This window comes from Polaromonas sp. CG_23.6, assembly GCF_029892315.1.
In the GTDB taxonomy this organism is placed as follows: Bacteria; Pseudomonadota; Gammaproteobacteria; order Burkholderiales; family Burkholderiaceae_C; genus Polaromonas.
In genome coordinates this window covers 2,524,945-2,548,810 of sequence record NZ_JARXUY010000001.1, presented here as the reverse complement: position 1 = coordinate 2,548,810, position 23,866 = coordinate 2,524,945, and the positions used below count along the sequence as shown (strand labels likewise).

Below are 23,866 nucleotides of genomic sequence, written 5' to 3'. Positions count from 1 at the left end.
TTTTAAAACGGCTTAGATAATAAGCGGACATGACCTGTCTTTGTCAGAAGAATTTCATGCTATTTTTTTTATCAATTACTTTATATAAGTTTATATCTCTTTTTAGTGAAAGAAAATAGAGCTACTTTTACTAGGTTAATCCTCAGTCAGCTGGAGTCAAAACGTAAGGTACTTTTTTGTTACGTTGTCTTGGCGAATAGTGATTTTAATATTAGTATATTTTCAAAAATCATACAATATTTTTGCGGCATGAAGCGAAATGAGGTTTGCATTATTTACAGCTACAACGCACAGAACGCAGTCGATGAGACGGTTAACCCCACCGTCGCGGTCGTCAAAACGCATATCGGCACAGCGGAGGACTGCGCATTAGCTGATGCGCGCTACTGCAGTCAAGCGGTAATTACTGAATTTTTTGCAACTCAGCCGGAAACCGAGCTGGTGATCGCGCCGAGTGACGTAGGCAACGTATTGGCAGAGCGAGAGAATGCCATGGGTTACCAGCACGCGGTAGCCATGGTCGCTAAGTTTCAACCGGAACACCGGAAACTAGATTACCGCAAACGCAAGTGGACTGCCGATCCGCCCAAAGGCTGGATTAAAAACATTCTAAGTTTTGACAGTTCAGCGTGCAGGTCCTGGAATAGGCAAAAGCCGAGTTAGGGCTCAATCTCTTGGCGGTCTGTCTTCACCGAATGGGGCCGATGCAGACGCTGTGAGTGGCAAAAGGTGCCGAGATGGAACAGGTCTTGGCAGGCAGCGCTCAGGATCCTGTCGAACATGTTCTCCATGCGCCTGAGCGGTCCGTGAACCTCGTCGCGCCGCTTTATATCATTCTGCTACTAGATTCATGAAGCAAACATGGTCTCTAAAGTATCAACCTAACATTCAAAAACTTTAAAAGTTAACATAATATACATCGTGGAATATCAAAAATATTTCACCATTTACCTTTTGGACGTTCATTTCTGATTGATGCAGCGATCGCTTCTATAGAGTCAGGCCTTTTTCCACGCTGGGCAAAATCCAGTGCCGTAAGACCTTGCTGATTTTTGAGTCTTGGATCTGCGCCCTCTTTAAGTAATAGTTTCACTGAGGCTTCCGAGCCATACATCGCAGCCATCATCAACGGGGTTGAACTGTTTGGCGACTCTGCATCGATGTAGGCATTATTTTCAAGAAGTAGACCGATCAGTGCAGTATGTCCGCCGCTAGCTGCGTAATGCAGCGGTGTCCAGTCGGTTTTATTTACATCGGCTCCTTTTTTTATGAGCTTGCTGGCCAATTGCAGCTCTCCTTTGATGGAAGCTAGCATCAAAATGCTTTCACCTTGTGCATTGAGTATGTTGAGATTGGTTTTTGGCCAATCAATCAACACCTGGGTAACTTTTGGCGACGGCTCGCGCAGGGCAAGATACAGGCCGGTTTGGCCCTTTGGATCAATCGTATTTGCATCAAACCCTCTGACAAGAAGCTCATTGACCTTACTTGAATTGTCTTGCCGGATGGCATTGAAAAAATCTTCAAACGAACCTGCACAAGCTACCCCGGTCCCTGCAAAAACAAACGCAACACATAATTTTTTTGCAAACGCAGCAAAAATTTTTGTCATGTGCTGACCTCCGTAAAAAGTTGTTCAAAATTACGACTGGTTGCAAGGGCAATAGTGTCGAGAGATTCGAGTCTTATTTCGGCAAGCTGTTTTGCTACAAAGGGAACATATGAAGGATTGTTTGTTTTCCCTCGATAAGGCATCGGTGATAAATAAGGACTGTCAGTCTCAATTAAAAGTCGGTCAAGTGGAATAAAACGGGCGACTTCTCGAATATCTGCTGCATTTTTAAACGTAATTACGCCTGAAAAAGAAATGTAAAAACCAAGATCTAAAGCGGCTCTTGCTACTTCTTGAGTTTCTGTAAAACAATGAAATACACCACGTACATTTTTTCCCTTTGTCGCGGCAACTGCAATTTCTTCCTTCAAGATAGAAATCGTGTCATTCGAAGCATTTCTGGTATGAATAACAAGAGGCTTTCCAGTCAAGCCAGCCGCTCTGATGTGTACCCGAAAACGCTCGCGCTGCCATTCCATTTCCTTAAGTGTTCTCTCACCTAGTCGGTAGTAATCAAGGCCTGTTTCTCCTATTCCCACCACCCTTTCAAGTTTGGCCCGTCTAACAAGATCGTCAATATCCGGTTCCTGTACTTTTTCATTGTCAGGGTGTACTCCAACCGTGCACCAGAAATTGTCATAGGTTAATGCCAGTTGGTGAACGTCCTGAAATTCTTCAAGGGTGGTACAAATGCATAAAGCTCTTTCCACTTTCGCATCTTTCATAGCCTTACGGATTTCTGATATATTTTCTTTTAAGCTTGGATAACTTAAATGGCAGTGTGAATCTGTAAACATAAATTTATGTAGATGATATTCAAATCGTATCAGTAGCTCGACTGGCGCCCACATTAGGGCCTAAAAGCTCTTCAATTTTTGCTTTAAGTGTGCGTGATTTCTCTTCTACCGGAAACCGAACGCCAATTCCTTGCGTCTGGTTGCCAGCAGCATGGGGAGGTGTAATCCATGCCACTTTTCCGGTGATTGGATGACGTTGCGTTTCATCGGGAAGAGTTAACAAAACATAGACGTCATCGCCAAGTTTGTAATCGCGGGTGGTGGCAATGAATATTCCCCCTTCTTTAAACAACGGAATATAGGCAGTATATAGATCACTCTTTTCTTTGATTGACAACTGAATAATGCTGGGTCGGGATGCTGTGGTGGCAGGGCCTGAGATGGATTTTGTGCTCATGATGCTGATTTGGAAGTTGAATCTATTTTGATTAGCTGAATGCCAAGCTATACGGCAGTGAGTGCTGTCTTGGCACGACTTACCAAGGATTCAATCAGCAATCCCGGGTTATAAGGATGATCTACAGTGCGCGCAATAGCGTTGAGGTCCCTTGACCAATTTGCAAGGGCATACAACCCTGTTTCATCCAACTCTTGAGAAAAACGAACTGTTTTGCCGGCTGCTCTTACGGGAACTGCAGACAAGTCTTGAACACTGAAAAATCTGGGAACACCTCCCACCCGGATTGACCACAAATCATGGCAAAGCTTTTGCAGGGCAACAACCGCTAGGGCTGGTGGAAAATCCGCCAAGGCACTGACATCGCCATTAAGCATCGCTTTTGGGAAATCCTGCCATCGCTGTGCAGTCTCTTTAGCCGGGGTGGCTTGCGTCCAGTTCAGCACATCAGACGGTCTTCCGCCTGCTCTGAGCAAAAGTGTCTTCATGTCAGCCGAGTCTGATGGCTGGACTGCTTTTTGTGGTTTTTTATCTGTGCTACCCAGTCGAGCCGTTTCAGTTCCAAGCCAGCGTAAAGCCAGTTCAAAATCAGGCCACAGCATGGTGTGGCCAATGCATCGACTGCGAATGGTTGGCAGCAGTTGGTGCGCCGCTTCTGTTGCCAGAATGAACTTAACTGCCCCGGGTGGCTCTTCAAGAGTCTTCAGCAATGTGTTTGCTGTCACATGATTCATACGCTCGGCAGGAAATACCACAACCACCTTGGTCGTTCCACGTGAACGGGTGAACTGGGTAAATGAAACGGCTTCGCGCGCCGCATCCACCTTGATTTCCTTGCTGGGCTTGCGCTTTTTTCCGTCCAGCTCATCCTGCGTTTTTTCGTCTAGCGGCCAGCCCAGCGAAAGTGACAGTGTTTCAGGCATCAGCATGCACAGGTCTGCATGGGTATGAACCTCTACTGCGTGGCAACTTCCGCAGTGGCCGCAGGCACCGCGTGAAGTAGGCTGCTCGCACAACCAGGCAGTGGCCAACGCCAGCGCCAGTTCAAACTGCCCAAGACCTGACGGCCCCCCCAGCAGCCACGCGTGACCGCGTTGCGTCAGCAAACTTTCCAGTTGTGTCTGCAGCCATGGGGCCAGGTGTCGGCCTTGAAGAGTGAGTGTATTTGGGGTATTCATGGTCAGGCCACGGACTTTAGCCATCCCTTTTCAATAACCACCTGCATGACGCACTGCCAGACCGCATCCCGCGCCTGGGAAGCATCAATTCGCGCGAAGCGTTCGAAATGATCGCGCTGACGTTCCGCGTAGCCTTGCGCAACACGGCGAAAAAATTCTACCGGCTGCGATTCGAACCTGTCGGGAACACGGGCGTCAGCTAGGCGCAAGGCAGCATCTTCTGGAAGCAGGTCAAACCAGATCGTAAGGTCTGGCTCGATCACCGTTTCAACTTCAGGTTTCATCGGTTGATTGCCTGCCGGGTCGCCCAAAAGACCCTCATCAGTCTGCACCCAGCTTTCAAGTGTGGCCAGCACGCGTAGATTAAAACCGCGCCCCGCTCCTTGGTAGGCGAATGTGGCGTCGGTGAAGCGATCGCACAAGACCACCTCGCCACGCAGCAGCGCCGGTGCAATCACGCGCACCACGTGGTCACGGCGAGCTGCAAAAATCAGCAGCGACTCGGTCAGTGGATCCATGGCTTCTTCGAGGACCAGATTACGCAACTTTTCGGCGAGCAAAGTCCCGCCTGGTTCGCGCGTGAGCGTCACTGTGCGTCCTTCTGACGTGAAGGCGTTGGCCAGTGCTTCGATGTGCGTTGATTTTCCTGCGCCGTCGATGCCTTCAAAACTGATAAATAGGCCGTGATGGGTCATGATGATTTATCGGCCTCGAATGTATTTGTTGACAGCGCGGTTGTGGCCATCAAGGTTTTCGCTGAACTCGCTGGTGCCATCACCCCGAGAGACAAAATAAAGCGCTTTGGTCGATGCCGGCTGCACTGCCGCGAGCAATGCGGCTTTGCCCGGCATGGCAATCGGCGTTGGCGGCAAACCTGTCCGGGTGTAGGTGTTGTAAGGCGTATCCATCTGAAGATCGCGTTTGCGCAAGTTGCCGTCAAACCGGGCGCCCATTCCGTAGATCACAGTCGGGTCTGTTTGCAACGGCATGCCAATGCGAAGCCGGTTGGTAAAAACACCGCTGACCTGTTCGCGATCCGACGGCTTGCCGGTTTCTTTTTCCACAATGCTGGCCAGGATGAGCGCTTCGTCAGCTGACTTGAGTGGTGTTTCAAGGCTGCGCAAACTCCAGGCGGCGTCAAGTCGCCGGTCCATGGCCCGAGCCGCGCGCTTGAGAACGGCCAGATCGCTGGAGCCTTTGGCATAGGTATAGGTATCCGGGAAAAACCGGCCTTCCGGGTACACGCCTGGCTTTCCCATCTTTTCCATGATCATTTCAGGGCTTAGCGCAAGCGTGTCGGGCGTGAGCTGCTCTGCTTTTTGTAGTGCCTGCAAAACCTGGCTAAAGGTCCAGCCTTCCACCAGCGTGACGTTTTTAAGCGTTTCCTCACCGCGAACCAGCATGCTCAGCAATTTTCGGGGCGAGGTGCCGGGAACGATTTCATAACTTCCCGCCTTGATTAGACGGGCCTGTCGCGAGAAACGAAACCACGCCTGCAACAGTTGCACCGGTACTTCCGCACCGCTAGCCACCACAATATCTGCCACGCCATTGGCCGTGGTGCCCCGCTCGATTTCAAGGTCCACGACCTGAATTCCCGGTGGCAGCCGAAGCGGCATGGGAGCGTTGAGCCACCACATTGCCGCACCTAGCAGCAGCAGTGGTGCGGTAAACAGAAAAATCAATAAACTTTTAAAAACACGACGCACGACCCTACTACCTTTTCAACATCAATGCCAACGAACACCGGGCAATGATAATTCAGGCCAACTTCACTTCTATAGCGAATTTCTCATGACCATGACCAGCTCAATTCCTCAAATTTCGGGCGTCGTCAAGCTGACGCATCTCGGAATCATCCGCGCCGTTGGCGAAGACGCCGTCAAGTTCCTGCAGGGACAGCTCACACAGGACGTGGCGCAGTTGGGAACGACGCAAGCGCGCCTCGCGGCTTTTTGCAATGCCAAGGGGCGAATGCAGGCTAGTTTCATCGTTTTCAAGCGCAGTCCGGAAGAAGTTCTGCTGGTGTGCAGCCGCGATATTCTGGCCGCCACACTTAAGCGGCTTTCGATGTTTGTAATGCGTGCAAAGGCAAAACTCACCGACGCCACCGACAATTTTCTGCTGTATGGCTTGACGGGGTCTGCGATTGACCCCGTGGCAGTCAGTGCTCAGCCTGCGTGGACCAAGGTCGATGTTGATGAGGCAAACCTGATTGTTCTGTACCCAGGCGCCAGCCAACCAAGGACCCTGTGGTGCGCACCTGTCCATTGCGCAGTTCCTGATGGCAATCCCATTGACCTGGAAATGTGGAACTGGCTCGAAGTGCAATCGGGAATTGCCATGATCTGCCAGCCGGTATTTGAGTCTTTTGTGCCGCAAATGCTCAACTATGAATCGGTGGGTGGCGTGAATTTCAAGAAAGGTTGCTATCCCGGGCAGGAAATCGTTGCACGCAGCCAGTTTCGCGGCACGCTCAAGCGCCGTGCGTATGTTGTTCATACCGACAGCGATACGTCGCCTGTGCCAGGGCAAGAAGTTTTTCATGGTCAAGACCCTGACCAGCCTTGCGGTCTGGTCGCTGCATCCGCTGCGCACCCTGAGGGTGGTTTTGATGCGATCGTGTCGATTCAAACGGCGGCAGCGGCCGATGCCACAACACATTCGGGCGAAAAACGCCTGAGTTTGGGCAATCCGACAGGTCCGGCCCTGGCCCTGCTGCCACTGCCCTACCCTTTGCTTGAAGACATTTGAAGCCATGCGTCGCAAGGAAATGCAGGCATGTGCCTGATCGCCTTTGCCATCGGAGCTTCAGAGCGCTGCCCTTTGGTGATTGCCTCCAACCGTGATGAGTTTTTGGACCGCCCGACGCTGCCGCTTGGTCGCTGGAAAATGGATGGTGGACAGGAAATCATTTCTGGACGCGACCTGCGAGCAGGCGGAACCTGGCTGGGAACCTCTCCCCAAGGCCGGGTGGCATTTATTACCAACGTTCGCGAAGCCGAACCAAAAGTTGCCGCATTTTCTCGCGGCAAACTGGTGACACGCTGGTTGGAAAGCGACACAGATGCCGCATCATTTGCAGCCCTGCTTGAAAAAGACAGTCCCAACTACGGAGGATTCAACTTGGTCCTGGGTGATGTGATGCGCAATGAATGGACGTGGATGACCAACAGACCGTCCGTTTCTTTGTCTGGACTTCATTGCCAAACGCTGGAACGGGGCATTTACGGGCTGTCGAATGCAGCACTTGATACGCCATGGCTCAAGACACTTGCCCTGAAAACCGCGTTAAAGGTGTCGTTGCAGCAGGAAGCCAAGTCCGACTTGCAGGATGATTCGTGGCAAGACCCGCTTTGGACATCGCTCGCCAATCGCGTGCGATCCTCAATTGACAATTTGCCGATGACCCAATCCCGGCAAGCCATGGAAGCCGCCTTGTCCAGTGCATTTGTGGCGTTCCCGGAACATGGCTACGGCACGCGCACCAGCACGCTTTTGGTGGCCAGAAGCTTGTCAAAACCAATTCCAGGCAAATTCCTGCGAATTGACATGGCAGAACATACGTATCTGCATGACCGCATTGATGAAGTTCCTTCTGTGTCTTTCATATCCTTCAACATTTGATTATTTTCGTATCAAATTTCGAAAATAACCTGTAGATTACATTGAAATCAATTGCATTTGATTTCAACACAGCGTGCGGCCTCAAAGGGATTTGAACATTTCACTGCGCATGCTGTCCGCTTTAAAAAAAGGTTCTGCGCGCGTCATGAATCCTTCGCGCTGATAAAACGCTTGGTCTGCGCAGCGTGTGAGAAGCATTACTTCGTGATCACCGCGTTGCCGGGCCACACCGATAAGGGCCTCCAAAACGGCTTGACCCATGCCTGCACCCCGTAACGCGCGATGCACCACCAAGTGTTCTATCTTGCTCGAACCATTGCATTGCCCGAGCAGCCTGCCTGTCGCTATACGCTGCCCCAGCGCATTAAATCCCACTGCATAAATGGCTGAACTGTCATCTTCCTTCCATTCATTTTCAGGGGCACTTGTTTCCACAATTACAGACGCCTGGATGCTTGCGGCAACCAGCCCCAGTTCTGCCCAGTTGCCAAGCTTGATCTCCAGAATCGATTCACCCGCTTCAAACCTCTCGATCAGGCTGCGCAGACCGGGTGGTACAGGACGTGAGGTTTGCGACACAGGGTCGGCAAATACATACACAAGTTCACAGGTTATGAGCAGTTCATCATCCCTGAAAATCGCGCCGGTGAAAAGCATCGATGAATTACCGATTCGTTCGCACTTCAGCCCCACGACAAGCCGGTCGTCAAAGTGTGCCGAGCCGTGATATTCCACGCTGGCTTTCTTGACATACAGCTCCCCGCCCAGTAGAACCATAGCCTCTTCATAAGGAAGGGCCAAGGCGCGCCAGTAGTCGGTGATGGCGGTGTCAAAGTACATCAGGTAGTGCGCGTTAAAGACGATTTTTTGCATGTCCACTTCGGCCCAGCGAACGCGCAGGCGATGAATCAGCCGGAAATTATCAATCTTCATGGTGGGGTTTCAGGTGAAAGGCATGGCGCAACGCCCGGGCGGCGTCTGCATGGGCAAGGCGCGCCTCCGGAAGGAGGCGGCCCATCTTGATGAATTCATGGGTCACGCCCCGGTAGATTTCCAGGTCCACCGGCACGCTGGCGGCGCGCAGCCTGTCGGCATACAGCAGCCCTTCTTCGACCAGTGGATCGCATTCAGCCAGCCCAAACCAGGCCGGGGCCACATCGTCCATATGGCTGGCGTTGAGCGGCGCGAAACGCCAGTCTTCACGGTCTGCCGGGCTCCGCAAATAATGGTTGAAAAACCAGTTGATGTCCGCTTCGTCGAGCACAAATCCCTTGGCAAACCTGCGGTGCGAAGCCGTTTCCTGGTGGGATGCACAACCAGGATAAAACAGCAGTTGCAATTCCAGTGGCAGGCCGGTGTCCCGGGCCAGCAATGCGCACATCGCGGCCAGCGTGCCGCCCGCACTGTCGCCGCCAACGGCAAGCTGATGCCCATCAAGCCCCAGCTCAGCAGCGTGACCGACCAGCCATTCAAGCGTGTCCCAGGCGTCATGCGCTGCCACGGGAAACTTGTGCTCAGGCGCAAGCCGGTAATCCACCGACATCACAGCACAACCCGCCAGGTGGCTGAGTTGGCGGCACAGCCCGTCATGGGTGTTGATGCTGCCGATGGTGAAACCGCCGCCGTGAAAGTAAAGCAGCACTGGCAGTTTTTGCATCGATGGCGCATACAGCCGCGCGGCCACCACATGGCCGTCTCGCACCGGGATGCCGAAATCAACAACCCGAGGCAACGCCTGCTTGGGAAGCTCCAGAACATTTGATCCAGCTTCGTAAGCTGCGCGAGCCTGGACGGGCGTCAGCGTGTGAAACGGCGGACGATTGGCGCGAGCCATGCGGCTGAGAACATCGCGCATGGCTGGCGTCAACAGACTTTCTGGGCTACGGAAATGCATTTAGCTAAACAGCGTGAATAAAAATGAGGGGCTGGCCGATGCCAACAAACGTTCTATCGCCAAAGTGACCGTCTTCAGGGTTTGCATGTCGTTCAAGGGATGCTCCCGCCTTTAAGGTAAGGTTCACGTCAACAGCATCGCATCGTACAACGCAGAAAGACACACGACCATGGCCTTCATCTATTACGTCACCCAGGTTCAGTTTGAGTTTGGCGCCATCAAACTGCTCAAGCAGGAATGTGAACGTGTCGGCATTACCCGTCCAATGGTCGTGACCGATCCGGGCGTCAAGGCGGCGGGCATTTTGCAAAAAGCGCTGGACGCCCTGCCTGGCTTGAAAGTCACGGTGTTTGACCAGACGCCTTCGAATCCGACGGAAGCCGCTGTACTGGCGGCAGCCGAACTCTACAAGACCAGTGGATGTGACGGCCTGATCGCCGTCGGTGGCGGCTCGGCGATTGACTGCGCCAAGGGCGTGGCGATTGCGGCCACGCACGAAGGCCTACTCACCAGTTACGCCACCATCGAAGGCGGCTCGTCCAAAATCACCGACCGCGTTGCACCGCTGATTGCCGTGCCCACTACCAGCGGCACTGGCAGCGAGGTGGCGCGCGGCGCCATTATCATCGTCAACGACCACCGCAAGCTTGGCTTTCACTCTTGGCACTTGGTGCCGAAAACCGCGATTTGCGACCCTGAACTGACGTTCGGTCTGCCCCCTGGCCTGACCGCTGCCACGGGCATGGACGCGATTGCGCACTGCATGGAAACCTTCATGTCAGCCGCCTTCAACCCGCCGGCCGACGGCATTGCACTGGACGGCCTGACTCGCGGCTGGGCGAACATCGAGCGCGCGACGCGCGATGGCAGTGACCGCGAGGCACGTTTGCACATGATGAGCGCGTCGATGCAGGGCGCCATGGCGTTCCAAAAAGGATTGGGCTGTGTGCATTCCCTGAGCCATAGCCTGGGCGGCGTGGACCCGCGACTGCACCATGGTTCGCTCAATGCGCTGTTTCTTCCGGCAGTGGTCCGCTTCAACGCCGAAGCGGCGTCAGTGCAGAAGGAGCACCGGCTTGACCGCATGGCCCGGGCGATGGGACTGGCCACGGGCAGCGACATTCCCGATGCCATCCGGGCCATGAATGCCCGGCTCGGCCTGCCATCGGGCCTTGCCGCAGTGGGCGTGACCGAGAGCCAGTTCAAAGCCGTGATCGATGGCGCCATGGTCGATCACTGCCATATGACCAATCCGCGCATTGCCACGCGCGATGATTACCAGCGCATGCTGCTCGAATCGATGTGAGACGGCTTCAAGCAGCCATGCGGGAAGCTGGATCAGCTCAATCAATGGCAAGCCAGCGCCAGCGCGGCCATGGTAGCAGTCACATTCCGCGTCTTGAAGTGAAAGTACCCCTGCGCAAACAGCACTGAAACGCGGGGGTGGCGATGCTTGCCAGCTCGCTGACAACTATTTTTTCAATCCGCCCAGCTTGCTGAAAGCCGACGCCATGGCAGAAGGCGAAACGGGCTGCAAAACGCCGGATCGCCCGTCGCCCCGGTTTTGCGCACCGCGCTGGTCACGGTTGGCGCCCTCAAAGCGGTTGTCGCGCGGGCCGTCACGGCGCGCTGGCGCAGCGTCCAGCTTCATGGTCAGGGCGATACGCTTGCGCGCCACGTCGACCTCGGTGACGCGCACCTTGACGATGTCGCCAGTCTTGACGACTTCGCGCGCGTCGGTCACGAACTTGTTGGACAGCTGGCTGACATGCACCAGACCGTCCTGGTGCACACCAATGTCGATGAATGCGCCGAAAGCTGCCACGTTGCTGACTGTGCCTTCCAGCAGCATGCCGGGCTGAAGGTCCTTGATATCCTCCACGCCGTCGTTAAAGCGCGCCACCTTGAAGTCCGGGCGCGGGTCGCGAGCCGGCTTTTCAAGCTCGGCCAATATGTCTTTAACGGTGATGACGCCGAATTTTTCATTCGCAAACAACTCGGGTTTCAGCGTCTTGAGCATCTCGGCGCGGCCCATCAGTTCGGTTACCGGCTTGCCGGTGTGCGCCATGATTGTTTCGACCACCGAATAGGTTTCAGGGTGCACGCCGGTCATGTCCAGCGGATTCGTACCGCCACGCAAGCGCAAAAATCCCGCGCTTTGCTCAAAGGTCTTGGCGCCCAGCCCCGTCACCTTGAGCAGGTCGGCACGGCTGGCAAACGCGCCGTTCGCATCGCGCCAGCGCACCACCGACTTGGCCACCGTCTGACTCAGCCCCGACACACGCGCCAGCAGCGGCACGCTGGCGGTGTTCAGGTCCACGCCGACGCTGTTCACGCAGTCCTCGACCACCGCGCTCAGGCTGCGCGCCAGGTCGCTCTGGTTCACGTCGTGCTGGTACTGGCCGACGCCAATCGATTTTGGGTCGATCTTCACCAGTTCGGCCAGCGGGTCCTGCAGGCGCCGCGCAATACTGGCCGCGCCACGCAGACTCACATCGACATCGGGCATTTCCTGGCTGGCAAACTCGCTGGCTGAATAGACCGATGCACCTGCTTCGCTAACCACTACTTTTTCGATAGCTGCTGGCGCTTGCCCAGCGTGCGCTGACGCCTGTTTTTCCATAATTTTCATCAAATCACCAGCCAGCTTGTCGGTTTCACGGCTGGCCGTGCCGTTGCCAATGGCAATCACGTTAACGCCGTGCTTTTCGCACAGCTTCGCCAGCGTATGCAGCGAGCCGTCCCAGTCCTTGCGCGGCTCATGCGGAAACACCGTGGCGGTTTCGACCAGCTTGCCGGTCATGTCGACCACCGCCACCTTCACACCAGTGCGAATGCCCGGGTCCAGCCCCATCACGACGCGCGGTCCGGCGGGTGCGGCCAGCAGCAAATCGCGCAGGTTGTCGGCAAACACCTTGATGGCGACCTTCTCGGCGTCTTCACGCAGGCGGGTGAACAGGTCGCGCTCCAGCGACAAACTGAGCTTGACGCGCCAAGTCCAGGCAACGCACTTGCGCAGCAGGTCATCGGCCGGCCGCGCCTTGTGGCTCCAGCCCAGGTGCAGGGCAATCTTGCCTTCGGCAATGCTCGGCTTGCCGGCTTCGGGTGGCACCGGCAGCACCAGCTTGGCATCCAGGATTTCCAGCCCCCGGCCGCGAAACACGGCCAGCGCACGGTGCGAGGGCACGCGGCCGATCGGCTCGTCGTAGTCAAAGTAATCGCGAAACTTGGCCGTGTCGGCCTGGTGTTCATCCTTGCCGCTGACCAGCTTGGACGACAACAGGCCTTCGCTCCAGAGCCACTGGCGCAGCGATTGGACCAGCAGCGCGTCTTCTGCCCAGCGCTCGCTCAAAATGTCGCGCACACCGTCGAGCACCGCTTGCACGGTGGTGAAGTCGTCGCCACTTTCATTTTTTTCTGCCTTGACGAAAGCCTGCGCTTCTTCCAGGGGATGGAGCGACGGATTGGAGAACAGCCCGTCAGCCAGCGGTTCAATCCCGGCTTCACGCGCCATCTGGCCCTTCGTGCGGCGCTTGGTCTTGTAGGGCAGGTAGAGGTCTTCCAGATCCTGCTTGGCGGCTGCCGCCTCGACCAGCATGCGCAACGCGGGTGTCAGTTTGCCCTGCTCGTCAATATTTCTCAATACCGTTTCACGCCGGTCTTCGAGTTCACGCAAATAGGACAGCCGTTGTTCGAGTTCGCGCAGCTGAATGTCGTCCAGCCCCCCGGTGGCTTCCTTGCGGTAGCGCGCAATAAAGGGCACCGTGGCGCCGCCGTCGAGCAGTTCCACGGCGGTCTTGATCTGGTGTTCATGGACCCTGATTTCGGCTGCAATCTGGCGAATGATTTTCTGCATGTGGTCTCTTGTTGAGATTTTTCGGGCTGCCGCCAGCAGCCGTTCCTGTGCCTACTGACGCCAAAGGGCGGAATTGTCCCACAGTCAAAAACAGGTTGTGCGCCGATAATTCCGCTTTGCGCCTGCGCCATCCATACCAATTAAAAAGGGAGTTATCCATGCGTTTTCGCACCATTCTTTTGATCGTTGCCATCCTGATGCTGGCCGGCTTCGTGGCCTTGAACATCGATGTCTTTACCCAGCCCAACCCCTTGAGCCTGGGCTTTACGACCATCAATGTGCCACTCGGACTGGTGATGCTGGGTCTGTTGCTCGCGACCCTTATCATTTTCCTGGGCAGCACCATCTACATGCAAAGCCGGCATGTGCTTGAAGGACGCACGCATACCCGAGAACTCAATGCCCAGCGCGAACTTGCCGACAAGGCCGAAGCCTCCCGCTTCACGGAATTGCGCTCCTATCTTGAAGCGCAGGCGCTGACAGAGCAACATCGCGAAACGGCTTTGGGAACCGTCATGGCCGACCGTTTTGCCCAGCAGCAACAAGTCTTGCTGGCCCGCATGGAACAGATGGACAACACCTTGGCCGCCTACATGGGCGAACTGGAACAACGCCTGGGGCAGCGCGCTTCAACCATCAATCTGCCGCACGACAACAGCACCACCTTCAGATAAGCTTCGGCCATGCAAGACATGGCTGAAGTAACTTGATCGCCCTCCTCCAACGGATTTTCAAAGGCATCCTGTTTGCACCCTTGGCGGTGTTCCTGCTGTTCGAGGAATGGGGCTGGGAACCGCTGGCGGCAGGCTTCGCGGCGCTGGGCCGGCTGCCAGTGTGGCGGCAGATCGAGCGGCTGATCATTCGTTTGCCGCCCTGGGCAGCCCTGTTGGCGTTTTGCGTTCCGGTGCTGCTGCTCATTCCCGTCAAGCTGCTGGCGCTGTTCCTGTTGGGCAAGGGTCACATTGGCGTGGGCCTCGGCCTGGTGGTATCGGCAAAAGTCGCAGGCACCGCATTGGCTGCGCGCCTGTTCCAGTTGACTGAGCCGGCCCTCATGCAAATGGGCTGGTTCTCGCGTGTGTACCCACCGTGGAAGGCATGGAAAGACCGGATGCTGCGGCAGGTCCGCGTTTCGTGGCCCTGGCGTTTGGGAAGGCGCATGAGGCATATGACAAAAGGCGCGCTGGTTCGTCTCTGGAATGCCGTCAGGCAAAGAATACCCGAGGAACATAAATAGCCCTGTGTGTCTCAATAGACAAAAATAATAGCAATAAATGTCCGTCTATATTGCGCAAGAGCCATTTTCGGCTTGAAAAAGGCAATGTCGTCAGGCCGGCACGCTCACATCACCACAGGCACTGATTGCTGGCGTTGCTGGCCCGAGAAAAACGTCCACAGCAGCAAGGTGGCGTCCGGTCCTTCAGGCGCGCTGTAGTCCAGGCTGCCTTCGCCGCCGCTCCATGCGTGGCCCAGCCCGTCAATCTCGCACTTGACCAGCATCGGCTTTCGGCCAGCGTAATAGGTTGTCGTCTTGTACGCATGGCGCGGACTTCGGCCGCTGCTGCGCCCGGCGTAGCTGCGCACCACGGGCTGGGCGCTGGTGATCCAGGGCGCGTCAACGATTGAAAATTGCGCGCTCAAGTTGTCCACATTGACGCGGCGCACCACCGAATCGCTTTTGCCCTGGATCAGCATGACCGGCATGCCAGGAAAATGCAGCTTGCTGTCACTGAACTCGCTCACCGCATCCCGGTGGTGCACGCCAGCGCCCTGCTGCATCGCCTGGAAGCCGCTTATCGGCGAGTCACTGGTGCCATAGACCGGCGCCGAATGCAGGCCAGCCGCGGCAATCAATTGCGGATGGCGCAAGGCCAAAATGGTCGCCAGGCCAGCCCCGGCAGACAGGCCCGCCGCATAGGTTCGCTTGGTGTCGAGTTGATGCCGGGCGCGTACCTGCTTGATCATTTCAGCAATCAGCGCGACATCGCCATGGCCTTGCTGGGTGGCGCGCCGGTACCAGTGCCAGCAACGGTTCGCGTCAGCGGCCGCCGACTGCTGCGGATACAGCACTGCGAAGCCCTTGCGCTCGGCCAGCTGGTTCATGCGGGTGGAAGCGGCGAAATCGGTCGCGGTTTGCTTGCATCCGTGCAACATCACGACCAGTGGAAGCGGCGCATTGGCAACGCCTGACGGCAGGTAAAGCCAGTACATCATCCTGCGCGCTGGCGCCAGCCCTGTACCCGGCAAGCTGAAAAATGCTTTCTTCCAGCTTCCGGGCAGTGCCGGCAGGAGCGCGACTGCGGGCTGGGCTGGCACAGCAGCCGCCCTACGGCGTGGCTTTGCAGTTTTTACCACCGGGGGTTTTACCGGCTTCAGCGCCTTGACGATTTTCAGGGTGGCGGGTCGAACAGCCTTGGCCACATTGGCAGGTTTTGTCATTTTGACCTGCGGTGCCCGGGCCGCTGTCGTCAACAGGCTTTTGAAGAGTTGACGACCCTGTGCCTGCTGGGCCTTGCCAACACGGCGCAGATTCTTGAGCCAGAGGCTGGTCAGACTTTTTGTCATGGAAATTTTGGCTTTGTGAACTGTCAAAAGGTCTGAAATGGGGTCGATCTCGTTAACGCCATGCGCCGGCTCCTGATTGCTCAACCGCTGGCTGTATTTTGCTGCAATGCAGCATAATTTTTTGTAAGCACTTTTCCCCAGATACAAGGCACGGCGATAAAAAAACCGGGTGGCGGGATAATTAGCCCATCGCAGCACGACAGCGCTCAACTCTTTTTTCTGCCTGGATTTTTTCTATGACCTCGCCCGACTTCCTGACCGCCGCACTGTATAAATTTGTTGAAATGCCCGATTTTGCTGCGCTGCAGGCACCGTTGCTGGACTGCTGCGAGTCGCACGGCGTCAAGGGCACATTCCTGCTGGCATCCGAAGGCATCAACGGCACGATTGCCGGAACGCCTGAAGGCGTGCAAGCGGTGCTGGGCTTTCTGCGCAACGACCCGCGCCTGGCCAAGCTGGAGCACAAAGAAGCGCATGCCGCGCAGATGCCGTTCTATCGCATGAAAGTACGGCTGAAAAAGGAGATCGTCACGTTGGGTGTCCCCGACGTGAATCCGGCGTTGATGGCCGGCCAGTACGTCAAGCCGCAGGACTGGGACAAGTTGCTGGCCGACCCGGCGCTGGTGCTGGTCGATACCCGTAATGACTATGAGGTGGCCATCGGTACCTTCCAGAATGCGATCAATCCGGCTACCCACAGCTTTTCCGAGTTGCCCGCGTGGGTCGAAAAGCAAATGGCCGAAGGCGGCGCGCTGGCGCCGGTGGATGGCAAGAAGCCACGCGTCGCGATGTTCTGCACCGGAGGCATCCGCTGCGAAAAATCCACCGCCTTCATGCGGGCACAGGGTTTCGAAGAGGTCTACCACCTTGAAGGCGGCATTCTCAAATACCTTGAAACCATGCCCGAGGCAAACAGCCGCTGGCAGGGCGAATGCTTTGTGTTTGACGAGCGGGTCTCGGTCGGCCATGGACTTCAGCCGGGCGACTTCACGCTGTGCCGGTCCTGCCGCGACCCGTTGAGCGCCACAGACCGTCAATCACCGTTGTATGAACTCGGCGTGAGCTGCGCACACTGCCACGACCGCACCACCGACGTGCAAAAACATGGCTACCGTGAACGCCAGCGCCAGGTCGGTCTGGCGGCCAAGCGCCATCAAGCGCACATAGGTGTGCGGCAACCGGGCAGCGACTGACATGACCCCAATTTCGGCCCTGGCGGCTTTTGCCGAACGTACTCAGCCCCTGCCTGTGCTTTATTCCTTTCGCCGATGCCCGTATGCAATGCGGGCGCGGCTGGCCATCGCAACCAGTGGTGTGCGCTGCGAATTGCGTGAGGTCGTGTTGCGCAACAAACCCGCCGACCTGCTGGCAGCGTCTCCCAAGGCCACGGTTCCCGTGCTGGTGCTGCCCGGCGGCCAGGTGATCGAGCAGAGCCTGGACATCATGCACTGGGCGCTGACACAACATGACCCGCACAACTGGCTCGCGTCAGATGGCGATACGCTGAACGCCATGCGCGCGCTGATCGCTGACAACGACGGAGAGTTCAAGCAACACCTGGACCGCTACAAGTACCCGAACCGTTACAGGCACGAGCATGCTGGTGACGAGCAATTCTTTGCCCAGTCGAACCGACTGAACGCAGAGCGTTGGCTCATGACGCTACAAAGCCGTTTAAGCGTTTTTGGCTGCCACGCCTGGTTGTTTGGCGAAGCACCAAGCCTGGCCGACATGGCCATCCTGCCCTTTGTCCGACAGTTTGCGCACACCGACCCAGCCTGGTTTGATGCCCGGCCTTGGCCGCACCTGAAGGCATGGCTGCTTGACTGGCAGACCGGACCGCTGTTCCAGCAGGTCATGGAAAAGTATCCGCCATGGCAGCCAGGCGAAACGGGCATTGCGTTCGGCTTAGTGGCTGAACAGAAGCTTTATTCTTAAGCCTTTCAGGTCAATTGCGCTTATCCCACGGGCATATCCAGCTATTTATTCAATAGCAAATATGAGTTTTCTAAAGCTCTGGCGCAATGGACTCTGCGTACTCACACAAGGCACCCAGAATGGCCTCGCCCCGCTCGTCCGCGGTTTCTGTCAAGGTGTCAATGGCTTCAAACAGCGCATCGACATTGCGCGCTCCACCCTCGCCTTCGAGCAGCCATGCGGCCCGATGCGCGTCCCAACGGGCTGCATCTTGCGGATTGAGGCTTTGCGGAAAATTGCGGGCGCGGTAGCGAAACACCAGTTCGGGCAAACGCTCGTCGTCAAACCCCATGCGGCTGTGCGCCAATTCATCAGCCGACATCGCGCGCAGTTGGTTCAGCCTGCGGCGGTCATCGTTGCCAATGAAGCCGCCATACAGGTCTTCATCCACGTCCGGCATGTCTTGCGCCGAACGCTGGAAAACCTCTGACCACAGCGCGCTCATATCGGGCAGACCAGCGGCAATTTCGGCATGGCGCAGCGCCAGATCCTTGTCAATGCCCCAACGCGCGGCCATCGCTGGGGTTAATGTCTGTAGATTACGTACGACCATGGGCGACTTGTTCAGGTGCACTGACTTGATCGGCAGGCGCGCCACGCCCTCGGGCAATTCAGCCGATTTACTGAACAGCCGCAAGCGTAAAGTGGCCACGTCGAGCAACATCAATTCGCTCGGGTCATGCGCCAGGTCCCAGGCCAGCACTTCATTTTTATTCGCCAGATGGGCAGCCAGCGGAAACATGATCGCCAGACAACCGCGCTCAGGCGAAAACATGCCCGAGACATGCAAAAAAGGCTTGGACAGCTGTGACGTTGCCGGCAGACCCAGTTCAGAAAGCACGCGGGTCTTCTTGTGCAGCCCCAGGCAAAAGTCGAACAGCTTGGGTTGCGCCGAGCGGATCAACCGGGCCAGTGCAATCGTGGCGCGCACATCCGACAGCGCATCGTGCGCAGTTTCATGCATCAAGCCATTGGCGCGCGCCAGATCTCCGAGCTTAAAGCTGGGCTTGCCATCTTCTTTCAGCGGCCATTTAATTCCGTCAGGCCGAAGCGCATAGGCCATGCGCACCACATCGAGCAGGTCCCAGCGGCCACAGTCGTTTTGCCATTCACGGCCGTAGGGCTCGATCAGGTTTCGCCAGAACATGAACCGCGTCACCTCATCGTCAAAGCGAATGGTGTTGTAGCCCACGCCGATCGTGCCGGGCAGCGCCAGCACTTGCTCAATCTGCGCTGCGAACGCATGCTCCGGCACACCCTGCACCAGACAATGCTGTGGTGTGATGCCGGTCAGCATGCACGACGTCGGGTCAGGCAGGTAGTCGTTGGCCGGCTGGCAGTAAATCATCAACGGCTCGCCGATCTCGTTGAGTTCGGCATCGGTGCGAATACCGGCAAACTGTGCTGGCCGATCGCGCCGGGGATTCAGGCCGAAAGTTTCGTAGTCATGCCAGAAAAATGTGTGGGAATCCATGGGCCGGTTTTTCCAGTTTTTTTAATAAAAAGAGCTTTTTTCGCATACGGCACATACGCATACAGCTATTATTTTAATAGCAAAAAGAAAAAGGCCGATAGCTTGATGCTACCGGCCTTTTTTAGCCTGCCAGCCTGTCAAGGCAGGCATCGAACGATCAGCTCGCTTCTGCGGCTTCCGGCTCTGGCTTGGCGCGGCCTTCGCGCTTGGGCAGCGGCTGGATGTCCAACTCGACTTCGCCGTTTTCCACGCCTTTTTCGTCGGTCGTGACCTTCATGTCCACCGTCAGTCGACCGCCTTCGGTCAGGCGGCCAAACAGCAGCTCGTCGGCCAGCGCACGGCGGATGGTGTCCTGAATCAGCCGCTGCATCGGACGCGCGCCCATGAGCGGATCAAAACCCTTCTTGCCCAAATACTTGCGCAGCGTATCGGTGAAGGTCACCTCGACCTTTTTCTCGGCCAGTTGGGTTTCAAGCTGCAGCAGGAACTTGTCCACCACGCGCAAGATGACAACAGCGTCGAGCGCCTTGAAGCTCACCACCGCATCCAGGCGGTTGCGGAACTCTGGCGTGAACAGGCGTTTGATGTCGGCAATCTCGTCGCCGGCTTCGCGCGGATTAGTGAAGCCGATGGTCGCCTTGTTCATGGTCTCGGCGCCCGCATTGGTCGTCATGACGATGATCACGTTACGGAAATCGGCCTTGCGCCCGTTGTTATCTGTCAGCGTGCCATGGTCCATGACCTGCAACAGCACGTTGAAGATGTCCGGATGCGCTTTTTCGATTTCGTCGAGCAGCAGCACACAATGCGGCTTCTTGGTGACCGCTTCGGTCAGCAGCCCGCCCTGGTCAAACCCGACATATCCCGGAGGCGCGCCAATCAGGCGGCTCACGGCGTGGCGCTCCATGTATTCGGACATGTCGAAGCGGATCAGCTCGATGCCCATGATGTAGGCAAGTTGCTTGGCCGCTTCGGTCTTGCCGACGCCCGTGGGGCCAGAAAACAGGAAAGAGCCAATCGGCTTGTCTTCCTTGCCCAGACCGGAACGCGCCATCTTGACGGCTGAGGCCAACACGTCGAGTGCCTTGTCCTGGCCGAACACCACGCTTTTCAGGTCGCGTTCCAGCGTTTTGAGCTTGCCGCGGTCATCATTCGAGACATTGGCAGGCGGAATGCGCGCGATCTTGGCGACGATTTCCTCCACCTCGGTCTTGGTGATGGTTTTCTTGCGCTTGTTAGCCGGCAAAATGCGCTGGGCAGCGCCCGCCTCGTCAATCACGTCAATCGCCTTGTCAGGCAAATGGCGGTCATTGATGTACTTGGCGCTGAGTTCAGCGGCTGCTTGCAGGGCGGCCACGGCATATTTGACACCATGGTGCTCTTCAAAGCGCGACTTCAGCCCCTTGAGGATGTCGACGGTTTCCTGCACTGTCGGCTCGACGACATCGACCTTCTGAAAGCGCCGCGACAAGGCCGCGTCTTTTTCGAAGATGCCGCGGTACTCAGTGAAGGTGGTCGCACCAATGCACTTGAGCTGGCCCGAGCTGAGGGCTGGTTTCAGCAAATTGGACGCATCCAGCGTGCCGCCAGAAGCCGCACCAGCGCCGATCAGCGTGTGGATTTCGTCGATAAACAAGATGCCGTTCGGCTTGTCCTTCAAGGACTTGAGCACACCCTTGAGGCGTTGCTCAAAGTCGCCACGGTACTTGGTGCCGGCCAGCAACGCGCCCATGTCGAGCGAATAGACCTGTGCCTCGGCCAGGATCTCGGGCACGTCTTTTTGCGTGATGCGCCAGGCCAGGCCCTCGGCAATTGCGGTCTTGCCCACGCCGGCTTCACCCACCAGAAGAGGGTTGTTTTTGCGTCGGCGGCACAGGATCTGGATCACACGCTCAACCTCATAGTGCCGGCCAATCAGCGGGTCGATCTTGCCTTCCTTGGCAAGCTGGTTGAGGTTCACGGTGTACTGCTCAAGCGGCGACGCTTTTTCATTCTTCTCGCCACCTTCTTCGTTTTCAGCAGCGCTCTCGCCGGTTTTGGTCGGCTCGGGCGGATCGCTTTTCTTGATGCCGTGGGCAATGAAATTCACCACATCAAGGCGTGTGACACCCTGCTGGTGCAGGTAATACACCGCATGCGAGTCCTTTTCGCCAAAAATGGCAACCAGCACGTTGGCGCCGGTCACTTCCTTTTTTCCACTGCCAGTGGACTGCACATGCATGATGGCACGCTGGATCACACGCTGGAAACCCAAGGTGGGCTGCGTGTCAACATCGTCGCTGCCAGCCACCTGTGGCGTGTTGTCTTTAATGAAATTGGCAAGCGATTTGCGCAAATCATCCACATTGGCTGAGCAGGCGCGCAGCACTTCAGCGGCACTTGGGTTGTCCAGCAAGGCCAGCAGCAAGTGCTCGACGGTGATGAACTCGTGGCGTTGCTGGCGTGCCTCGACAAACGCCATGTGCAAGCTGACTTCTAATTCCTGGGCGATCATAGATTTTCCTTTCGGCTTGCTTGGGTAACTACTTAACTTGTCTGTTCGGGACTTGAAAGAATATTGGCCGATTTTGCCGTTATTCAATGGGCTCGCTGACACATTGCAACGGATGACCGTTTTTTCTCGCGGCTTCGGTCACCTGGTCTACCTTGGTAGCAGCAACATCCCTGGAGAAAACTCCGCAGATTCCTTTTCCGTCAAGGTGAATCTTGAGCATGATCTGGGTCGCGGTCTCACGGTCCTTGCTGAAAAATTCCTGAATGACCACCACCACAAACTCCATGGGCGTGTAGTCGTCATTGAGAAGCACCACTTGGTACATCTGCGGCGGTTTGGTTTTTTGCGGGCGGCGTTCTAGCACCACCGAGTCCGCGCCATTGACATCAGCGGGCCTGACGACAGCGGGACTTGGCGGCTGAGCCGGCGATTTGGGGGGTTTTGTTGCCATGGAATTCATTCTAGCCATCGGTACCGTTCATTGCATCAGACAAATCAATTGGTGGTGTGCAGGCAAAGTTCAAGCCTTGAGTTGCAGGTTCATACTGCGGACATGTCCGGCATAAAAAAACCGCCTCGGGATCGCTCCCGGGCGGTCTGCATGGTTTTTAAAGGGCAATCCGCTTACATATGGTCAACCATGACCTGGCCAAATCCAGAGCAGCTTACCTGCGTTGCGCCGTCCATGAGGCGGGCAAAATCATAGGTGACCTTCTTGGAGTCAATCGAGTGCTCCATTGAACTGATAATCAAATCGGCTGCCTCAATCCATCCCATGTGACGCAGCATCATTTCAGCAGACAGGATCAGTGAACCGGGATTGACGTAATCCTTTCCAGCGTATTTTGGTGCCGTGCCATGGGTGGCTTCAAACATGGCGATGGTGTCACTGAGATTGGCCCCCGGCGCAATGCCGATGCCGCCTACCTGAGCCGCCAATGCGTCGGAAATATAGTCGCCGTTCAGGTTGAGCGTGGCAATCACGCTGTACTCGGCCGGGCGCAGCAGGATTTGTTGCAGGAAAGCATCGGCGATCACGTCCTTGATAACGATATCCTTGCCGGTTTTGGGGTTCTTGAGCTGGCACCATGGTCCGCCATCGATCAGTTCGGCGCCAAACTCCTTTTGCGCCAAGGCATACGCCCAGTCGCGAAAGCCGCCTTCGGTGAACTTCATGATGTTGCCTTTGTGCACGATGGTCACGCTGGGCTTGTCGTTGTCGATGGCGTACTGGATCGCTTTGCGCATGAGGCGTTCAGTGCCTTCACTGGACACCGGCTTGATGCCAATACCCGAAGTTTCTGGAAAGCGAATCTTCTTGACACCCATTTCGTCCTGTAGGAACTTGATGAGCTTTTTGGCCTTGTCGCTGCCTGATTCAAATTCAATACCGGCGTAAATGTCTTCAGAATTTTCGCGAAAGATCACCATATTCGTTTTTTGCGGCTCCTTGACCGGCGACGGCACACCGGCAAAGTACTGTATGGGGCGCAGGCAGACATACAGGTCCAGTTCCTGGCGCAGCGCCACGTTCAGGCTGCGAATACCACCACCCACGGGCGTCGTCAGCGGGCCCTTGATTGACAACACATAGTCCTTCACGGCATGCAGCGTTTCTTCGGGCAGCCACACGTCGGGTCCATAGACCTTGGTGGCTTTTTCACCGGCAAACACTTCCATCCACTGAATTTTCTTCTTGCCGCCATACGCCTTGGCAACCGCAGCATCAACCACTTTGAGCATTACAGGGGAAATATCGACACCCGTGCCATCGCCCTCTATGAACGGAATGATGGGCTCGTCAGGCACATTCAGTGAGTTGTCTGGATTGACAGTGATTTTCTCGCCTTGGGCGGGCACCTTGATGTGCTGGTACATGTGCTGAAGTCTCCGGTAAGCCTGGATGACGCACCTGGCAGGCGCGTTGCTTCAGGGAATTAAGGTGAAAGCCGCATAAATTTTAGTCCCAAAATATTTAGCGAAGATATTTGCGGCGGC

At 56.1% G+C, this 23,866-nt stretch carries 22 protein-coding genes; 8 read left to right on the top strand and 14 right to left on the bottom strand.

All coding sequences use genetic code 11. The features are described 5' to 3' along the window. Positions 1-105 precede the first annotated feature (105 nt). On the top strand, positions 106-663 hold the full coding sequence (locus H4V98_RS12075) for a hypothetical protein (protein ID WP_280757872.1): 558 nt from the start codon (positions 106-108) through the stop codon (positions 661-663). A gap of 277 nt (positions 664-940) precedes the next feature. Here the strand turns inward: H4V98_RS12075 and H4V98_RS12070 are convergent, their stop codons facing one another. The 6 genes from H4V98_RS12070 to mltG form a co-directional block, all read right to left on the bottom strand. Next, positions 941-1,612: an ankyrin repeat domain-containing protein gene (locus H4V98_RS12070; RefSeq protein ID WP_196864252.1), complete on the bottom strand. Its 672-nt coding sequence runs from the start codon at positions 1,610-1,612 to the stop codon at positions 941-943. After that, positions 1,609-2,409, bottom strand: coding sequence for a TatD family hydrolase (locus H4V98_RS12065; RefSeq protein ID WP_196864251.1), 801 nt, complete (start codon positions 2,407-2,409; stop codon positions 1,609-1,611). Before H4V98_RS12065 ends, H4V98_RS12070 begins: the two co-directional genes overlap by 4 nt. 19 nt (positions 2,410-2,428) lie before the next feature. After that, complete coding sequence (locus tag H4V98_RS12060) at positions 2,429-2,791, bottom strand: PilZ domain-containing protein (protein WP_196864259.1); 363 nt, start codon at positions 2,789-2,791, stop codon at positions 2,429-2,431. Between the two features lie 62 nt (positions 2,792-2,853). After that, positions 2,854-3,984, bottom strand: coding sequence for a DNA polymerase III subunit delta' (locus H4V98_RS12055; protein WP_196864250.1), 1,131 nt, complete (start codon positions 3,982-3,984; stop codon positions 2,854-2,856). Between the two features lie 2 nt (positions 3,985-3,986). After that, on the bottom strand, positions 3,987-4,679 hold the full coding sequence (tmk, locus tag H4V98_RS12050; protein ID WP_196864249.1) for a dTMP kinase: 693 nt from the start codon (positions 4,677-4,679) through the stop codon (positions 3,987-3,989). A 6-nt stretch (positions 4,680-4,685) separates the two neighbouring features. Further along, positions 4,686-5,693, bottom strand: coding sequence for an endolytic transglycosylase MltG (gene mltG, locus H4V98_RS12045; RefSeq protein WP_196864248.1), 1,008 nt, complete (start codon positions 5,691-5,693; stop codon positions 4,686-4,688). 85 nt (positions 5,694-5,778) lie between these two features. On the opposite strand from mltG, the gene H4V98_RS12040 reads away from it, so the two are divergent. Continuing rightward, the gene (locus tag H4V98_RS12040) at positions 5,779-6,738 is read left to right on the top strand and encodes a folate-binding protein YgfZ (protein ID WP_196864258.1); all 960 of its coding nucleotides are present in this window, start codon (positions 5,779-5,781) and stop codon (positions 6,736-6,738) included. A gap of 27 nt (positions 6,739-6,765) precedes the next feature. Continuing rightward, on the top strand, positions 6,766-7,611 hold the full coding sequence (locus tag H4V98_RS12035) for an NRDE family protein (protein ID WP_196864247.1): 846 nt from the start codon (positions 6,766-6,768) through the stop codon (positions 7,609-7,611). Positions 7,612-7,692: 81 nt separating this feature from the next. Here H4V98_RS12035 and H4V98_RS12030 read toward each other — a convergent pair whose 3' ends face one another. Beyond that, positions 7,693-8,544 carry a YbgC/FadM family acyl-CoA thioesterase gene (locus tag H4V98_RS12030; RefSeq protein WP_196864246.1) on the bottom strand — a complete coding sequence of 284 codons (852 nt, stop codon included), beginning with the start codon at positions 8,542-8,544 and terminating at the stop codon, positions 7,693-7,695. Continuing rightward, a complete protein-coding gene (locus H4V98_RS12025) occupies positions 8,534-9,466 on the bottom strand; it encodes an alpha/beta hydrolase (protein WP_231374810.1) in 933 nt (310 codons plus the stop codon). Before H4V98_RS12025 ends, H4V98_RS12030 begins: the two co-directional genes overlap by 11 nt. 208 nt (positions 9,467-9,674) lie before the next feature. Between H4V98_RS12025 and H4V98_RS12020 the strand changes: the two genes are divergently transcribed. Then, positions 9,675-10,811: an iron-containing alcohol dehydrogenase gene (locus H4V98_RS12020; protein ID WP_196864244.1), complete on the top strand. Its 1,137-nt coding sequence runs from the start codon at positions 9,675-9,677 to the stop codon at positions 10,809-10,811. Between the two features lie 165 nt (positions 10,812-10,976). Here H4V98_RS12020 and H4V98_RS12015 read toward each other — a convergent pair whose 3' ends face one another. Beyond that, positions 10,977-13,361, bottom strand: coding sequence for a Tex family protein (locus tag H4V98_RS12015; RefSeq protein WP_196864243.1), 2,385 nt, complete (start codon positions 13,359-13,361; stop codon positions 10,977-10,979). Between the two features lie 158 nt (positions 13,362-13,519). Between H4V98_RS12015 and H4V98_RS12010 the strand changes: the two genes are divergently transcribed. Continuing rightward, positions 13,520-14,035, top strand: coding sequence for a hypothetical protein (locus H4V98_RS12010; RefSeq protein WP_196864242.1), 516 nt, complete (start codon positions 13,520-13,522; stop codon positions 14,033-14,035). Positions 14,036-14,067: 32 nt separating this feature from the next. Further along, on the top strand, positions 14,068-14,595 hold the full coding sequence (locus H4V98_RS12005; RefSeq protein WP_231374809.1) for a hypothetical protein: 528 nt from the start codon (positions 14,068-14,070) through the stop codon (positions 14,593-14,595). Between the two features lie 104 nt (positions 14,596-14,699). Here H4V98_RS12005 and H4V98_RS12000 read toward each other — a convergent pair whose 3' ends face one another. Then, positions 14,700-15,923 carry a PHB depolymerase family esterase gene (locus H4V98_RS12000; protein ID WP_196864241.1) on the bottom strand — a complete coding sequence of 408 codons (1,224 nt, stop codon included), beginning with the start codon at positions 15,921-15,923 and terminating at the stop codon, positions 14,700-14,702. A gap of 236 nt (positions 15,924-16,159) precedes the next feature. On the opposite strand from H4V98_RS12000, the gene H4V98_RS11995 reads away from it, so the two are divergent. Both H4V98_RS11995 and H4V98_RS11990 read left to right on the top strand, forming a co-directional pair. Continuing rightward, on the top strand, positions 16,160-17,116 hold the full coding sequence (locus H4V98_RS11995; protein ID WP_280757521.1) for a rhodanese-related sulfurtransferase: 957 nt from the start codon (positions 16,160-16,162) through the stop codon (positions 17,114-17,116). 1 nt (position 17,117) lies between these two features. Then, positions 17,118-17,861 (top strand): glutathione S-transferase, encoded by a 744-nt coding sequence (locus H4V98_RS11990; RefSeq protein WP_196864239.1) that lies wholly within the window; start codon positions 17,118-17,120, stop codon positions 17,859-17,861. 70 nt (positions 17,862-17,931) lie between these two features. Here H4V98_RS11990 and sbcB read toward each other — a convergent pair whose 3' ends face one another. From sbcB to icd, 4 genes are all read right to left on the bottom strand, one after another. Beyond that, complete coding sequence (gene sbcB, locus H4V98_RS11985; RefSeq protein ID WP_196864238.1) at positions 17,932-19,374, bottom strand: exodeoxyribonuclease I; 1,443 nt, start codon at positions 19,372-19,374, stop codon at positions 17,932-17,934. Positions 19,375-19,531: 157 nt separating this feature from the next. After that, the gene (clpA, locus tag H4V98_RS11980) at positions 19,532-21,868 is read right to left on the bottom strand and encodes an ATP-dependent Clp protease ATP-binding subunit ClpA (RefSeq protein ID WP_196864237.1); all 2,337 of its coding nucleotides are present in this window, start codon (positions 21,866-21,868) and stop codon (positions 19,532-19,534) included. Positions 21,869-21,947: 79 nt separating this feature from the next. Then, on the bottom strand, positions 21,948-22,319 hold the full coding sequence (gene clpS / locus H4V98_RS11975; protein ID WP_196864236.1) for an ATP-dependent Clp protease adapter ClpS: 372 nt from the start codon (positions 22,317-22,319) through the stop codon (positions 21,948-21,950). Positions 22,320-22,492: 173 nt separating this feature from the next. Beyond that, complete coding sequence (gene icd, locus H4V98_RS11970; protein ID WP_196864235.1) at positions 22,493-23,746, bottom strand: NADP-dependent isocitrate dehydrogenase; 1,254 nt, start codon at positions 23,744-23,746, stop codon at positions 22,493-22,495. Positions 23,747-23,866 lie beyond the last annotated feature (120 nt).

Coding starts and splice junctions, on each gene's coding strand:
- H4V98_RS12070 (WP_196864252.1), bottom strand. CDS start 1,612: ATGACAAAAATTTTTGCTGCGTTTGCAAAAAAATTATGTGTTGCGTTT.
- H4V98_RS12065 (WP_196864251.1), bottom strand. CDS start 2,409: ATGTTTACAGATTCACACTGCCATTTAAGTTATCCAAGCTTAAAAGAA.
- H4V98_RS12055 (WP_196864250.1), bottom strand. CDS start 3,984: ATGAATACCCCAAATACACTCACTCTTCAAGGCCGACACCTGGCCCCA.
- tmk (WP_196864249.1), bottom strand. CDS start 4,679: ATGACCCATCACGGCCTATTTATCAGTTTTGAAGGCATCGACGGCGCA.
- H4V98_RS12040 (WP_196864258.1), top strand. CDS start 5,779: ATGACCATGACCAGCTCAATTCCTCAAATTTCGGGCGTCGTCAAGCTG.
- H4V98_RS12035 (WP_196864247.1), top strand. CDS start 6,766: ATGTGCCTGATCGCCTTTGCCATCGGAGCTTCAGAGCGCTGCCCTTTG.
- H4V98_RS12030 (WP_196864246.1), bottom strand. CDS start 8,544: ATGAAGATTGATAATTTCCGGCTGATTCATCGCCTGCGCGTTCGCTGG.
- H4V98_RS12025 (WP_231374810.1), bottom strand. CDS start 9,466: ATGCGCGATGTTCTCAGCCGCATGGCTCGCGCCAATCGTCCGCCGTTT.
- H4V98_RS12020 (WP_196864244.1), top strand. CDS start 9,675: ATGGCCTTCATCTATTACGTCACCCAGGTTCAGTTTGAGTTTGGCGCC.
- H4V98_RS12015 (WP_196864243.1), bottom strand. CDS start 13,361: ATGCAGAAAATCATTCGCCAGATTGCAGCCGAAATCAGGGTCCATGAA.
- H4V98_RS12010 (WP_196864242.1), top strand. CDS start 13,520: ATGCGTTTTCGCACCATTCTTTTGATCGTTGCCATCCTGATGCTGGCC.
- H4V98_RS12000 (WP_196864241.1), bottom strand. CDS start 15,923: ATGACAAAAAGTCTGACCAGCCTCTGGCTCAAGAATCTGCGCCGTGTT.
- H4V98_RS11995 (WP_280757521.1), top strand. CDS start 16,160: ATGACCTCGCCCGACTTCCTGACCGCCGCACTGTATAAATTTGTTGAA.
- H4V98_RS11990 (WP_196864239.1), top strand. CDS start 17,118: ATGACCCCAATTTCGGCCCTGGCGGCTTTTGCCGAACGTACTCAGCCC.
- sbcB (WP_196864238.1), bottom strand. CDS start 19,374: ATGGATTCCCACACATTTTTCTGGCATGACTACGAAACTTTCGGCCTG.
- clpA (WP_196864237.1), bottom strand. CDS start 21,868: ATGATCGCCCAGGAATTAGAAGTCAGCTTGCACATGGCGTTTGTCGAG.
- clpS (WP_196864236.1), bottom strand. CDS start 22,319: ATGGCAACAAAACCCCCCAAATCGCCGGCTCAGCCGCCAAGTCCCGCT.
- icd (WP_196864235.1), bottom strand. CDS start 23,746: ATGTACCAGCACATCAAGGTGCCCGCCCAAGGCGAGAAAATCACTGTC.